This window comes from Paraburkholderia phenoliruptrix, from assembly GCF_902859825.1.
In the GTDB taxonomy this organism is placed as follows: domain Bacteria; phylum Pseudomonadota; class Gammaproteobacteria; order Burkholderiales; family Burkholderiaceae; genus Paraburkholderia; species Paraburkholderia phenoliruptrix.
In genome coordinates, this window is sequence record NZ_CADIKB010000015.1 from 42444 (window position 1) to 57143 (window position 14700).

A 14700-nucleotide genomic window follows, 5' to 3' on the forward strand; every position below is an offset into this window, starting at 1 on the left:
TGGACCGGGCTGCGGCCACGCGTGCCAATATAGAGGCAGCGATGCCGCGCGCCGCGCGCCGCGCCGCTTGCAAGCGAGGCCGTGCAGCGGCTACCCTTTCAGAACGATGACGCTCGCCGCCGCGTCGTCTGTATATCGGGCACGGTGGAAGACTCAGGATGGAAGATCCGGCGATGGAAGATTCCGACGAATTGCTGCTCCCTGTCTGGCGCGCGAACCTGGTGCTGCTCACGCGCGAGGTGGGCGCGGCGACTCGCCTCGCACGCATGATGACGTTCTCGGCGAGCTATCTGAAGCTGATGTTGTCCGGCCAGCGCGAATTCAGCGAGGAATTCGTGCGCGGCATCGAAGCGGTGACCGGTCTGCCGAATGGCTGGATGAACACGCCCCATACCGAAGACGAGATTCCGGCCAACGCGCGCGTCGCGATCGACAACGAAGAGCCGCTCGCGCGCTTTCGCGGCACCGCGCATCCGGTGAGAAAAAAGACCGTGCTGCGGCCGCCCGAGCCGATCTTTGGTCAGAGCTCGCCCGCGAGGCGGCCGGAAGACGAAATGCTCGACGCCGAAGCGCATCGGCGCCAGGCGTATTTTCGCAAGGTACGCGAGCTTGCGGTCCAGGAAGTGCGGCGATTCGAGCGGCATCTCGCGCATGCGCCGGTCGAACTCGCGTCGTTGCGCGCGAAAGTGGAGGACGTCATCGCGGCGGCCGATCTCGACGATCCGATAGGCGCCGATCTGGCCGGGCGGCTCGAGCAGATCGAAAAGCATCGTCACTTGCTGCTGCGGCATGTGGAGCGCCTGCAGGCCTTGCTTGCGCAACTCGGCGAGAGCGAGTGATGAGCGGCCCCGTCGGCGGTGTATTCGCGGGACCACGCCGGAAGGCGTGTTCATGACGCGTTGCATGAAGTACGTGCGAATCGCGGCCGCGCTCGTTCTGGGCGCGGCAACGGCTGGCGCCTCAGCGGACGATGCGGCCTCGGGCTCATCCGCTGACGACCGCGCGCCATACGCCACCGAGCGCGACGTTCATCTCTTCACGATCCAGAAAGACGGTTCCGTGGAGGAGCACGACGACAGCGTGCTGCGTGCGAACACGACGAGCGGCGTCGACGACATCGCGCAACGGTACGTGTGGTTCAACAAGGATATCGAGCACGTGCAGCTGGTCGCCGCGGAAACGATCGACCCCGACGGCGCGACGCACCGCGTCGGTCCCGAAGCGATCCGCGACATTCAGGAGCCGCGCTCGGCGGGCGCGCCGAGCTTTCAGGACGGCGTGTTGCGCACGGTGATCTTTCCGGGCGTCGAGCCGGGGTCGCGCGTGCATCTGGCGTTTCGGAAAACGCGCGCCAATCCCCTGCAGGCGGGCACTTTCGCTTACCTCGTGGAGCCAACTCGCGAGCCCGTCGACGATCAACGCCTGATCTTCGATCTTCCCGCCGACGTGCCGCTTTATGCCGACGCGCGCGGCTATGCGGCACTGCCGCCGGTCACGGCGAATGGCCGCACGCGTTACGAATTCCGCTACACGCACGGGCCGTATGCGCGGCTCGAAGCGGGCGCCGTCGGCTACGCGAACTGGGGCGATCGTCTGATGGTGTCGACCGTGCCCGACTTCGCGACTTTCGCCGCGCGTTATCGCGGGCCCGCGACCGACGCTACCTTCGGCGATCCGGCGATCGTGCGGCTCGCGCAGTCGCTCACCGCGCGCGCCGCCGATCCGCGTGACAAGGCGCGCATTCTGTATGACTGGATGCGCATGAATATCCGCTATGTGGCGCTGTTCCTCGGCGAGACCGCGGCGATTCCGCACAAGGCGGCCGACATCCTGCGCAATCGTTATGGCGACTGCAAGGATCACGTCGCACTGTACAGCGCGTTGCTCGCGGCCGTGGGCATTCGCAGCGAGGCCGTGCTGCTTAACCTCGGTCCCTACTACAGCCTGCCCGATGTGCCCGGCTACGGCGCGAGCGCAATCAATCACGCAATTGTCTGGATTCCTGATTTATCGCTCTATGCGGACACGACCGCGGGCGGCGTCGGCTTCGGCTATCTGCCGGCCGCCGTGATGGACCGGCCGGTGCTGCTGGTCGGCGCAGGCGTGCTGTCGCGCACGCCTGCCACGCAAATGCGCGAACGGACGGCGCGCGTGCAGATCGACGTCGATGAAAACGGCATGGCGAACTATGCCTATCGCGTGGAAGACGCGGGTTTTACCGCCGAGATCGAGCGCAATATCTTTCGACGCGCGTCGCGCCAGCGCACGCAGCAGATCGCCGGCAATCGTCTGTTGCAAACGGGCCTGCATGGGAGCGCGCAATTGCAGACCGGCGACGTCGCGGCAACCGACGGACCGTTCGCGACATCGATGCAGGGCAAGGTGGAACACTTCATCTGGACGGACGGCACGAGCGCCGTGCCGACGCTGACGAGCTTCTCTGGCGGCATGGGCTCGCAGGTGCAGGCGTGGCTCGCGGAACCGGTGCGGACGCAGCCGTGGGCGTGCATCGGCGGGAACTTCGACGAGACGCTGGAAATCACGCTGCCGCGTTTTGCGCGGATCACCGACATCCCCGCCGATACCGACGTGCAGAACCGCTTCGTCACGTTCTCGTCGCGCTATGTATTCGACCCGGCGGCGCGTGTGCTCCAGATCCGGCGCCGGCTTCGTGCCGCCTTCGGCCACCAGATGTGCTCCGCAGAGGAGTTCGCGGCGATGAAGGACAGCCTTGTGCGGATCGAGCGAGACCTGGACGCGCCAATCGTCGTCAAGGCCGCGCGGCCGCACGAGGCCGCAGGCGCGAATTAGCCGCGCTCAGCTGTGATGCCCCGTGGCCACCTGAGTGGCCCTTCAGTGCCCCATCAAACCACAATCAGGCCACGCTCAGGTCCCGCTCTTCGTCACGACGGGCACCCACGCACCGTTCTTCACCTGATAAAGCGTCGATGCGCCGCTTTTCAGCGCGCCGGTGCTGTCGAACGAAATCTTGCCGGTCACGCCTTCGAAGTCGATCGATTTGAGCACGGGGCGGTAGTCGTTGGGCGAGGTCGATTTGGCTTGCTGCATGGCCTTGATCGCGGCCCATGCGCCGTCGTAACCGAACGGCGCATACGACAGGATCTCGCCGCCGAAGCGCTTCTTGAACTTCGCCGAGAAGTCCTTGCCGCCCGGCAGTTGCGCGAGCGGACGGCCGTATTCCCAGGCCATCACGCCTTCGGCTGCGTCGCCGGCCAGCTTGATGAACTCGGGATCTTCGACGCCGCCGCCGCCCACCAGTTGCGCCGTCACGCCGAGCTGCTTCATGCGCCGCGCGAAGCCGGCCGCCTGCGTGTCGAGCCCGCCGAAGAAGATCAGGTCTGCGTTCGCCGCCTTGATCCGGGTGATCTGCGTGCTGAAGTCGACCGCGTGGTTGTCGGTGTACTCGCGCGCGACGATCGTGCCGCCGTGCGCTTTCACGGCCTTCTCGAATTCGTCGGCCTCGCCCTGGCCGAAGGCGGTGCGGTCGTCGATGATCGCGATGCGCTTTGCCTTCGTCACCTGCACCGCGTAGACGCCCGCGTTGCCGGCGTTTTGCGCGTCGGTGGAAATCACCATGAAGGTGTTGGCGAAGCCGCGGCCGGTGATGATCGGGTTGGTCGCCGCGGGGTCGATCACGGGAATGCCGGCCTGCTCGTAGACCTGCGAGGCAGGAATCGTCGTGCCCGAGTTGAAATGGCCGACCACTACGGAGACGCCCGAGTCCACCAGTTTCTGCGCGACCTGGACGCCGACGCGCGGGTCCGCCTGATCGTCCTGCGAGACGATCTGGAATTGCGCGAGCTTGTCGCCGATTCTGATCTTCTGCGCGTTGGCTTCCTCGATGGCAAGCCGCACGCCGTTTTCCAGGTCCTTGCCGTAGCCGGCGTTGGCGCCTGTCATCGGCGCGGCGAAGCCGATCCTGACCGGCAGGTCGTCGGCGAAACTGGAGAGCGGCGCGACGGCGAACGCGGCGCCAACGAACAGAGCAAGCGGTTTGAGCGTGTTGCGGTGACTCATGGTCTCTCCTTACTTCGACAGTTCAAATGATGAAAGCAGCAAGGTGATGACGCGGTCGGGCGCTCGACAGGCAAGCGCGTTCGCGCGGGCACGAAGGCTCGCAATCGACGCTGCCGGAGCGACTGCCCTGTGATGCGCACGCCGGTCATGTGGCGCGAATATAGGAAGCCAATATCGGGTCGTCTTGGCAGTTCGCGGCGCCTCTCGTGAGCATTTCGGCATAGGCGCCGCGCGGGGGTGCAGGCGTTGTGCCGTTTCCTCGCGGGCGAATGCGGATCGGCGCACATGCGCTTCACAGGCGGCTAAGCTAGGCGTTGCAAAGAGGGGGCTGGAGCCGGTGCGGGAGACACGGCGAGGAGAGAGGCGCGGACACGATGCCCGCGTATTTCGGGAGTCTTCGGCGCCTTAGCAAGGAACGCGAAACCACGCGCGAGGCCATGCCTGCGCGCGGAGCCAGCCAACGAGGCAGAGAGGTTTTAGCGCTCGCCTTGTTGACGCAGCACTTCTTCGCGCAGACGCAGCAGCGGCGCCTTCGTTTCCTCGTCGGCCCAGGTGTCGAGATCGTCGATCGCGCGCTGGCAGCCGTCGAGCACGAGATCGAGGTCCACCGGCACGCCGTTGTTCAGCGCGAATTCGATGGTTTCGGCAAACTGCTGGCACTCGTCCTCGCCGTACGAAATGTCGAGGTTGTCCGCGATCACTTCGGCGATGTTGCTGCGTGCCTTGTCGTCGGGCGTCACCATGTCGATGATGCCGCGCGCGACCGCCGGCGAGTAGTACAACGCGATATCGAGCCATTGCGCGGGATCGAAGTCCGGCTGGTCGAACTGGTTCTCGAAGAACTCGATGGCTTCCTGTTCGTGCACTTCGTCGGCGTCGACGCTCATGCACAACTGCTCAAAATACTCTTCCCGCTCGCTGCGGATATAACCGTCCATCGATGCCTCGTCTGCTGAATGCCGGATGCCTGGGAAAGTGGCCGCGCGAGGCGCCTGCCTTGCGCGCGGCACGCATTATAGGACGGCCGCGCGGCCCGCGAGGTTCCGGGCGGCGCAACGGCGGCGACGGACCGCGTCGGATCGTGCCGGATCGTGCCGCTAGGCCGTCTCGGCCACCCACGCGTCGAACCATTCGCGCGGTTGGGCGATTTCGTTTTGCGCGGCCACCAGTTCCAGTTCGTAGCGCCCGGCTTGCCAGGTCGTCTTGACGACCGCGTTGACGGCGGCGAGCGTGTGCTCGAAGGCGGCGCGGATCGTATCGCCGAGCAGCGTGCGCGCGACGAACACCGCGCTCGTCAGATCGCCCACGCCGACCGGCTGGCGCGCGAACGGATAGAGCGGGCGCTGCCCCATCCACGCCTCGCGTTCGGTCACGACCAGCATGTTGAAGCGGTCCGCGGGACTGTTGCGATCCAGCAGATGTTTGACCAGCACGAGCTTCGGTCCGCGCGCGATGATCTCGCGGCAGGCGGTGACCGCTTCCTCCAGCGTCTCGATTTCGCGGCCCACGAGCCGCTGCAACTCGGTGTGATTCGGCGCCATCGCGTCGGCCATTTCCGGCATGGTGTTGACGAGAAACTCCTGGATGCCGGGTTCCGGCTTGCAACTGCTCGCGGCGCCCATCACCGGATCGCAGAAATACCAGGCGCGCGGGTTGGCGGCCTTCACGGCCTTGACGATTTCGAGCACCGACTGTGCGTGCTCCGGCGTGCCGAGGTAGCCGGACAGCACGGCGTCGCAGCGGGGCAGCATGCCGATTGCGCCGATGCCTTCGGCGAGCTCTTCCATCTGCGCGGCGTCGATCGCCGTGCCGGTCCAGTGGCCGTACTGCGTGTGATTCGAGAACTGCACCGTGTTCAACGGCCACACGTTCACGCCAAGCCGACGCATCGGGAACACCGCCGCGCTATTGCCCGCGTGCCCGAAAACGACATGTGACTGAATGCTCAGAACGTTCTTCGTCATGGTATGGCTCGCGCAGGCGGACGTGCGCGACAGGTGAAAACGGGAGGGATGCGCGGCGAGGGCGCCTCGGCATGAGCCGGCCACCTCGCGCGCAAGGCTGCTTCACACGTTGCAAGAACAATGCACGGTCTGCATCGTCAGGAAACAATACATGAGTTTGCCGCAAGGCAGGTGATCCGTCCCCGCGCTGTTGCGCCGAACCATCACCTGCGAGGGCTCAGACGAGCTCGCGATAGAGCGCCAGATAGCGCTCCGCCGACGCGCCCCAGCCGAAGTCCTGGCGCATCGCGCGCCGTTGCGCCGCTTTCCATTCGGTGCGCCGGTCCTGCAGCGCGAAGGCGCGGCGGATGGCGGCCGTCAGGCTGCGCGGCGTGAAATCGTCGAACACGAATCCGGTGGCGAGATCCTCGGCGAGATTTTCAAGCGATGCATCCACCACGGTGTCCGCGAGTCCGCCCACGCAATGCACGAGCGGGAGCGACCCGTAGGCAAGCGCGTACAGCTGCGTGAGGCCGCACGGCTCGAAGCGGGAAGGCACGGCCACCACGTCGCTGCCCGCGATGATGGTATGCGCGAGCTGTTCGTCGAAGCCGAGTTCCACCGCCACCGACTCCGGATGCGTCTGCGCGACCCGCTTCAGGCCGTTTTCCAGCGCCGGGTCGCCGGTGCCGAACACGACGAGCTGGCCACCGCGTTTGACGATCTCCGGCACCGTTTCGAGCAGCAGGTCGAGGCCTTTCTGCTCGGTCAGGCGGCTCACCACGCCGAACAGCAGCGCATCGCTTTTCTGCGCGAGACCAAAGCGTTTTTGCAAGGCCTCCTTGCACGCGAGCTTGCCGGCGAGGCGCGTCGCGGTGTAGCGATGCTCGAGGAGCGCGTCGTTCGCGGGGCTCCAGACCGTGTAGTCGACGCCATTCAGAATGCCGCTCAGGTCGTGGGCGCGGCTGCGCAACAGCCCGTCCAGGCCGCCGCCTTGCGCAAGCGTCTGGATTTCGCGGGCGTAAGTCGGGCTCACGGTCGTGATGCGGTCGCTGTAGTAGAGCCCCGCCTTCAGGAACGACAGTTGTCCGTAGAATTCGACGCCCTGCATGCTGAAGAAATCGTCCGGCAGGCCGAGCTGGCCGAACTGCTGCGCGGGAAACACACCCTGATATGCGAGGTTGTGCACCGTAAAGACGCTGCGCGCGGGCGCGCGGCCCTGCTGCCGTTCGGCCGCCTTCAGATAGGCGGCGGCGAGCCCGGCGTGCCAGTCGTGCGCGTGGACGATCTGCGGCGACCATGCCGGATCGAGCTGCTGCGCGAGTTGCGCGGCGACCCAGCCGAGCAGCGCGAAGCGCTGCGCATTGTCGCCATAGGGCACGAGTTCGTCGTTCAGATACGGGTTGCCCGGCCGGTCGTATAGCGTGGCCGCGCGAATCGTGTAGACGACGAGTCCGTTCGACGGCAGCGTGCCCTGTTCCAGCGTGACGCCCGGCGCATCGAAGCGGCGGCCCAGCTGCGCGACGGGGCGCACGTCGTGCAAACCGGCGGCGACGGCCGGAAAGCCTGGCAACAGCACGCGAACGTCGGCGCCGCGCTCGACGAGCGCGGCCGGCAGCGCGCCCGCGACGTCGGCGAGACCGCCCGTTTTCAGGAGGGGATACAGCTCGCTGGCGACGTGGAGGGCGCGAATCGTCATAGGCTCGGTCTCGTTCCTTGAATGCTGTCGACGGTGCAGGCTCGCGGGCGGCGCGCGCGATTACTTCACGTCCTGCCGCAGCGACTCGGGCGTGACGAGCACGACGCCGTCGTCGGTGCGGTAAAAACGCTCGGCGTCGCGCACCGGATCTTCGCCGATCACCGTTCCGTCGGGAATCGCACAACCCCGGTCCACGACCACTTTCTGCAGGCGGCAACTCGCGCCGACGGTGACCTGCGGCAGCAAGACTGCCTCATTGATGTTACAGAACGAACTCACCTTGACGTTCGACGACAACACCGAGCGCGAAATCTGCGAGCCCGAGATCACGCAGCCGCCGCATACGATCAGATTGTTGCCGGAGCCTTGCAGGCCCTTCATGTCGCGCACGAACTTGGCGGGCGGCAACTGCTCCTGGTAAGTCCAGATGGGCCAGCTGCGGTCGTACAGGTCGAGCGTCGGAATGGTCGAGGCGAGGTCGAGATTGGCGGCCCAATAGGCGTCGATGGTGCCGACGTCGCGCCAGTACGGCTCGACGTTCGGATCCGACGACACGCACGACATGCTGAACGGATGCGCGATCGCCGTGCCTTGCGTCACGACGCGCGGCAGGATGTCCTTGCCGAAGTCGTGGTCGGTATCCACGCTGGAGATGTTTTCCTCGAGCAGCGAATACAGGTAGTCGGCGTTGAATACGTAAATGCCCATGCTCGCGAGGGCGGTGTCCGGGCGGCCCGGGATCGACGGCGGGTCGGCCGGCTTTTCGACGAAGCCGGTAACGCGGCGGTTTTCGTCCACGGCCATCACGCCGAACGCGACCGCGTCCATGCGCGGCACCTCGATGCAGCCGACCGTGCAATCCGCGCCGTTCTCGGCGTGGTCCGCGATCATGCGCGTGTAATCCATCTTGTAGATGTGATCGCCCGCCAGCACGACCACGTATTTCGGCCGGATCGAACGGATGATGTCGAGGTTCTGGAACACCGCGTCGGCCGTGCCGCGATACCAGTGCGCGCCTTCCACGCGCTGCTGTGCGGGCCACAGGTCGATGAATTCGCCGAACTCGCCGCGCAGGAACCCCCAGCCGCGCTGCAGATGGCGCAGCAGCGAGTGCGCCTTGTATTGGGTCACGACGGCAATGCGGCGGATGCCCGAGTTCAGACAATTGGACAGCGCGAAGTCGATGATCCGGAATTTGCCGCCGAAATGGACCGCCGGTTTGACGCGCTTGTTGGTGAGCGGCCCGAGCCGCGTGCCGCGGCCGCCGGCGAGCACGATGGCGAGGGTGGTGCGTTGCAGATCGTTCAGCCGTGCCGGAGTATGCATGTTCGTCTCCTGTCGACCGCCGTTAGCGCTTCAGCGCTTACGGCGGTCCCATACAGTTTTATCGTGGTCGGCCGGCGTCGGCGTTTTCGTGGCGCCTGCGCCGGTTACATGTACCTTGTCCGTGGTGCCTGCAATGGATGCTGCTTTACTTTCCCCGATGCTGCCGGTCGCCAGCTTCTGCATTGATTGAACCTGCGGGCCCGCTGCGCTGGCGAGCCCGTCCCGTAGTTCTAGCACTGAATCGGTTCGCGCGGGCGACGTTTGTTGGCCACAAGCCGTCTGTGCACTCAACTGCGAACGATCGGCCCTCTCGCGCCGGCCCTCCGTGCGCCACGACACAGAGCGGGCGAGCTTCGGCGCGCAATATGCGTGCCACCGGGCGCGCGTGCGGGTGAGTGGCCATACGGCGCGTGGCCGTGGTGGTGCCTTCTTTGGCGCGCCGCGTGCATCGCACGGCGCACGGCGGCCGTTTTGGCGTCTGGTTGGGGCGCTGCTTTCGCGGCTGCTTTCGACACCTTCGCCGCCGCTGTGGTCGCTTTCGCGGCTTTGCACGCGTCGCTGCGTGCTCGCGGCGGGCGTCGTAGAATCGGTTGCGACCTGGCGGCGGGCCGACACCCGCGTGCGGCGGGTTTTCGATGTGCGCATGCCGCTGCCCATCCGCATCCTTTCCCCGACTCTTTTGCAGACAATGCCCATCAGCTTTCGCCGTCTTTCATCGCTAGTCACGCTTAGTGTGGCCGCGTTGTTTACGCTGCCCAACGCGCTTGCCGCTTCGCCCGAAGCGCCGGAAGCGGGCTCGGGCTCGCCGGCTCAACCGGCGGTCGCCGTGTCAAGCGCGGCCGCCAGCGGCACAGCCGAGGCCGCCGCGCCGGCCGCCACCAACGCCAACGCCAACGCCAACGCCAACGCCGGCCCGGCCTACGGCGCAGAATTGCAGGGCTTCACCTATCCCGCGCCGGTTGGCCAATACCCGTTCACATCGCAAGGCGTTGCGCTGCACATGGCCTATATGGACATCAAACCGGCGCACCCGAACGGCCGTACGGCAGTGCTTCTGCACGGCAAGAATTTTTGCGCGGCGACGTGGCAGGGGACCATCCAGCGGCTCAGCGAAGCGGGGTATCGCGTGATCGCGCCGGACCAGATCGGCTTTTGCAAGTCGAGCAAGCCCGAGCACTATCAGTACAGTTTTCAGCAACTGGCGCGTAATACGCATGCGCTGCTCGAGTCGCTCGGCGTGAAGGAGGCGACCATCATCGGCCATTCGACCGGCGGCATGCTCGCCGTGCGTTACGCGCTGATGTATCCGCGCGACACGCAGCAGCTGGTGCTCGTCAATCCGATCGGGCTCGAGGACTGGAAGGCGAAGGGCGTGCCGTCGCTGTCGGTGGACGACTGGTATCGGCGCGAATTGAAGACGAGCGCCGACGGCATTCGCCGCTACGAGCAGTCGACCTATTACGCCGGCCAATGGCGCGCGGACTACGAACCGTGGGTGCAGATGCTCGCGGGCCTGTACCGGGGGCCGGGCAAGCAGATCGTCGCGTGGAATTCCGCGCTGCTTTACGACATGATCTATACGCAGCCGGTCGTCTATGAGTTCGGCCAGCTGAGCATGCCCACGCTGCTCCTGATCGGCCAGAAGGACACCACCGCAATCGGCAAGGATGCCGCCTCACCGGAGGTGCGCGCGAAGATCGGCCACTATCCGGAGCTGGGCAGGGCCGCGGCGAAAGCGATCCCGCATGCGACGCTCGTCGAATTCGCCGATCTCGGTCATGCACCGCAAATGCAGGACCCCGAAGCGTTTCACAAGGCGCTGCTCGACGGACTGGCGGCCGTGGGGGCAAATCGCTGAGTTCGCCAAACGTGAAGGGAAGGGGCTCACGCAGCCCCCATCCGATGGGCGGAAGAAGGGCGACGGCATGCGCTGCTTTTTGCGAGCGGTGCTTTACTGCGCGCCCGCGAGTTCCTCGCGAATTTCCGCCCCGATTTCAAACGAGCGCAGCCGCGCCTCGTGGTCGTAGATTTGTGCGGTCAGCATCAACTCGTCGGCGCCCGTCTGCGCGATGATCGACTTCAAGCCCTCGCGTACCGCATCGCGATCGCCGATCGCCGTGCAAGCGAGCGAATGCGCGACCGAATTCAGCTCCGCTTCTGAAGCGGCCAACTGCTCCACCGGCGGCTGCAACTGCCCGGGTGTGCCGCGTCGCAAGTTGATGAACTGCTGCTGAAGCGATGTGAAAAGGCGTCGCGCCTCCTCGTTGGTTTCGGCTGCGAAGAGGTTCACGCCGACCATCGCATAGGGCTTATCGAGCGTCTCCGAAGGACGGAATTGCGAGCGATATACCTGCAACGCCGTCAACAGGTAGTCCGGCGCGAAATGCGATGCGAACGCAAACGGCAAGCCGAGCGCCGCCGCAAGCTGCGCGCTGAAGAGCGACGAACCGAGCAGCCAGAGCGGCACATGGAGGCCCGCGCCGGGCACGGCACGAATGCGCTGGCCCGCGACCGGAGCGGCGAAATAACGCTGCAATTCGACGACGTCGTCGGGGAACGAGTCCGCGCTGTTCTGCAGATCGCGGCGCAGCGCGCGAGCCGTGGTTTGATCCGTGCCCGGCGCGCGTCCGAGCCCCAGGTCGATACGGCCGGGATAAAGCGATTCGAGCGTGCCGAACTGTTCGGCGATCACGAGCGGCGCATGATTGGGCAGCATGACGCCGCCGGAACCGACGCGGATCGTCTTCGTGCCGCCCGCCACATAGCCGATCACGACCGAGGTCGCCGCGCTCGCAATGCCCGTCATGTTGTGATGCTCGGCGAGCCAGAAGCGCCGGTAATTCCAGCGTTCCGCGTGCTGCGCGAGATCGAGCGTGTTCCTGAAGGCATCCGCTGGCGTGGCGCCCGCGATGACGGGCGAGAGGTCGAGGACCGAAAAGGGGATCATTGCTGTTCGCTTGCTGTTTCTGGCGCTTTCACGCGATGGGGCATTCTCGCAAAGCTCCCGGCTTTCTGCTGGCGACGCCGACATGTCCACGTTTGCGGCAAGGTTTATGCGGGATTGGCGTGCAGGATGGACAGCGGGAGCCACACCGTTCCATGCAAGTTCGATATAGATATGGCTGATCGATATTTAACAGGCGCATGTTGCACTGCTACCGTGAGCGCCTCTGCCGCACGGTGCCTCTCGCGGAGCCGGCACTTGAGCACCCTTTCCGAGGCTGCACCGTTGTGGACCGCTGTGGCGTAAGCACGCCCGCTGACAGTGCACGAGGCGTCGCGCGCGCCGATTTTTCGAAAGTACCTGTCGCACGCGGACTCGCGGCAGCGCTTTCCGATTGTGAGCCTCGTATGGGGACGAGATCCGGCGACGCCGGTGCACGACCACCTGGTGTGGGCCTTGATCGGCGTGCCACGTGGCGCGGAAATTGCGCAGCGTTACCGTGTCGCGGCCGGTGGCGAAGTCGTCGAAGCGGGCGCTCGGAAGCGCCTCGTCGCCGGTGCCGTGGATGCCGTGTCGCCGCGCGTCGGCGATATTCATCGCGCGGGCAATGCCGCGGGCAATGCATTTGGTGACCGTACGTCGATCAGCATTCACGTGTACGGTGGAAGTATCGGCGCGCCCGGCCGTTCGGTGTATCCGGGCAGCGCCGGCCGCAAACAGTTTGTGTCCGGCTGCCCGAACGACGTGCTGCCGAACATCTGGAATGTGTCGAAGGAGTCCCCGATCTCATGACTTTCGTGAAAGATTTTCGTACCCGGTCTTATGCAGACGTGCGCCGCGCACTGCTCGAACGCGAGGAAATCGCGTTCGTCGATGTTCGCGAGGAAGACCCGCACGCGCGCAGTCATCCGCTTTTTGCCGCGAATCTGCCGCTTTCGCGGCTCGAACTGGACGCGCCGGTGCGCCTGCCGCGCCGCGACGTGCCGATCGTCGTGCTCGACGACGGCGAGGGGCTCGCGCAGCGCGCCGCCGAGCGCTTCGAGAGCCTCGGCTATACCGACGTCGCCTTGCTCGAAGGCGGCTTGCAAGGCTGGCGCAAGGCCGGCGGCGAGTTGTTCCAGGACGTCAATGTGCCGAGCAAGGCGTTCGGCGAACTGGTGGAAAGCGTGCGCCATACGCCGTCGCTGCCGGCGCAGCAGGTGCAGGCGCTGCTCGATCGCGAAGAGAACGTGGTCGTGCTCGACGCGCGCCGTTTCGACGAATATCAGACCATGAACATTCCCGGCAGCATCAGCGTGCCGGGCGCGGAACTGGTGCTGCGCGCGCGTGAGCTCGCGCCCGACCCGGCGACGCGGATCATTGTCAATTGCGCGGGACGCACGCGCAGCATCATCGGCGCGCAGTCGCTGATCAATGCAGGCGTGCCGAACCCGGTTGCCGCGCTGCGCAACGGCACCATCGGCTGGACGCTCGCGGGGCAGCCGCTCGCGCACGGCAGCTCGCGCCGGCCGGACCCGGTTGTCGACGACGCGCTGCGTCTTGTCGCCGCCGACGGCGCGCGCTCCGTCGCCGACCGTGCCAAAGTGGGCCGCACATCGCGCGACGAAGCGCGCCGCTGGGCCGACGAAGCGGTGCGCACCGTCTATCGCTTCGACGTGCGCACGCCGGAGGAATACGAAGCGGGCCACGTGCCGGGCTTTCGCTCCGCGCCCGGCGGTCAGCTCGTGCAGGAAACGGAGATGTTCGCGCCGGTGCGCGGCGCGCGCGTGATCCTCGCGGACAGCGACGGCGTGCGCGCGAACATGACGGCGTCGTGGCTCGCGCAAATGAACATCGAGGTGTACGTGGTGGACGGCTTGACTGCCGCCGACTTCGCGGAAAAAGGCGCGGCGCCCGCGGCGCGCTTTGCGCCGCAGCCACCCGACGCGGATGAAATCTCGTCGGCCGAGCTGGCCGCGCTGCTTCAATCGCCGGGCACGGTGGTACTCGATTTCACGAGCAGCGCGAACTATGTGAAGCGCCACATTCCCGGCGCGTGGTTCGCGATCCGCAGCCAGTTAGAGACGGCGTTGCATAAGCTGCCTGACGCGCGACGCTATGTGCTCACGTGCGGCAGCAGCCTGCTCGCGCGCTTTGCCGCGCCCGAAGTGGCGGTGCTCACAGGCAAGCCCGTGCAGGTGCTGACAGGCGGCACGGCGGCGTGGGTCGAAGCGGGGCTGCCGGTGGAAAGCGGCGAGACGCGGCTGGCGTCGCCGCGCATCGACCGGTACCACCGTCCTTATGAAGGCACGGACAACGCGCGCGAGGCGATGAACGCGTACCTCGAGTGGGAATACGGACTGGTTGCGCAGCTCGCTCGCGACGGCACGCATGGATTCCATGTAATCTGACGGCGGTTGCCGTTGGAGTTGCAGGCCGCGACACATTCCCGCTGAAGTTGCACGGACTCGCGCTGATTTTCACTGCACTGCACGGCGCGCGGCGAAATCCTCTGCCAATTCGGTGTAAACGCGCTCTCGTCTAAAGCCGCCGATCCCGTTAGATTAACGTCACTTGGAAGGCTTAATGAGGGGACCAGGGCGACCGGACAAGCAGCGGTTCGTCATTTCCAGCGATGGCATGAGGTGAGCGGCCAAGGTCGTTCATCGCCGCGCCGGAACGGGACCGCTGCGCGTCGTCCCGCCTGCAGGCCGCCCGGCCTGTCAAACTTCTTCCGGCGTACTGACCGTACCTGCCGTTAGCGCGGCTTG

Annotated in this window: 11 protein-coding genes; 5 read left to right on the forward strand and 6 right to left on the reverse strand. The window is 65.9% G+C overall.

Going from position 1 to position 14700, the window contains the following annotated elements; all coding sequences use genetic code 11:
* Positions 1-173 precede the first annotated feature (173 nt).
* Positions 174-839 (forward strand): hypothetical protein, encoded by a 666-nt coding sequence (locus HV711_RS16850; protein ID WP_028361032.1) that lies wholly within the window; start codon positions 174-176, stop codon positions 837-839.
* 52 nt (positions 840-891) lie between these two features.
* Complete coding sequence (locus HV711_RS16855) at positions 892-2811, forward strand: DUF3857 domain-containing transglutaminase family protein (RefSeq protein ID WP_035478673.1); 1920 nt, start codon at positions 892-894, stop codon at positions 2809-2811.
* Positions 2812-2886: 75 nt separating this feature from the next.
* Here HV711_RS16855 and HV711_RS16860 read toward each other — a convergent pair whose 3' ends face one another.
* The 5 genes from HV711_RS16860 to glgC all read right to left on the reverse strand — a co-directional run bounded on the left by HV711_RS16860 (position 2887) and on the right by glgC (position 9006).
* Entirely contained in the window at positions 2887-4038 is a 1152-nt protein-coding gene (locus tag HV711_RS16860) for a branched-chain amino acid ABC transporter substrate-binding protein (protein ID WP_013587948.1), read from the reverse strand.
* A 476-nt stretch (positions 4039-4514) separates the two neighbouring features.
* Positions 4515-4976: a hypothetical protein gene (locus HV711_RS16865; protein WP_013339733.1), complete on the reverse strand. Its 462-nt coding sequence runs from the start codon at positions 4974-4976 to the stop codon at positions 4515-4517.
* A 159-nt stretch (positions 4977-5135) separates the two neighbouring features.
* Complete coding sequence (gene pdxY, locus HV711_RS16870; protein WP_013587949.1) at positions 5136-6002, reverse strand: pyridoxal kinase PdxY; 867 nt, start codon at positions 6000-6002, stop codon at positions 5136-5138.
* 217 nt (positions 6003-6219) lie between these two features.
* Positions 6220-7680 (reverse strand): glycogen synthase GlgA, encoded by a 1461-nt coding sequence (glgA, locus tag HV711_RS16875; RefSeq protein ID WP_035478674.1) that lies wholly within the window; start codon positions 7678-7680, stop codon positions 6220-6222.
* A gap of 60 nt (positions 7681-7740) precedes the next feature.
* Positions 7741-9006: a glucose-1-phosphate adenylyltransferase gene (gene glgC / locus HV711_RS16880; protein ID WP_013587951.1), complete on the reverse strand. Its 1266-nt coding sequence runs from the start codon at positions 9004-9006 to the stop codon at positions 7741-7743.
* A 688-nt stretch (positions 9007-9694) separates the two neighbouring features.
* On the opposite strand from glgC, the gene HV711_RS16885 reads away from it, so the two are divergent.
* Positions 9695-10864: an alpha/beta fold hydrolase gene (locus HV711_RS16885; protein WP_035478715.1), complete on the forward strand. Its 1170-nt coding sequence runs from the start codon at positions 9695-9697 to the stop codon at positions 10862-10864.
* Between the two features lie 93 nt (positions 10865-10957).
* Here the strand turns inward: HV711_RS16885 and HV711_RS16890 are convergent, their stop codons facing one another.
* Entirely contained in the window at positions 10958-11953 is a 996-nt protein-coding gene (locus tag HV711_RS16890) for an LLM class flavin-dependent oxidoreductase (RefSeq protein WP_028361037.1), read from the reverse strand.
* 429 nt (positions 11954-12382) lie between these two features.
* Between HV711_RS16890 and HV711_RS16895 the strand changes: the two genes are divergently transcribed.
* Positions 12383-12742 carry a cysteine dioxygenase family protein gene (locus tag HV711_RS16895; RefSeq protein WP_238558547.1) on the forward strand — a complete coding sequence of 120 codons (360 nt, stop codon included), beginning with the start codon at positions 12383-12385 and terminating at the stop codon, positions 12740-12742.
* Positions 12739-14340: a rhodanese-related sulfurtransferase gene (locus HV711_RS16900; protein WP_035478676.1), complete on the forward strand. Its 1602-nt coding sequence runs from the start codon at positions 12739-12741 to the stop codon at positions 14338-14340. Before HV711_RS16895 ends, HV711_RS16900 begins: the two co-directional genes overlap by 4 nt.
* The last annotated feature ends 360 nt before the right edge of the window (positions 14341-14700 follow it).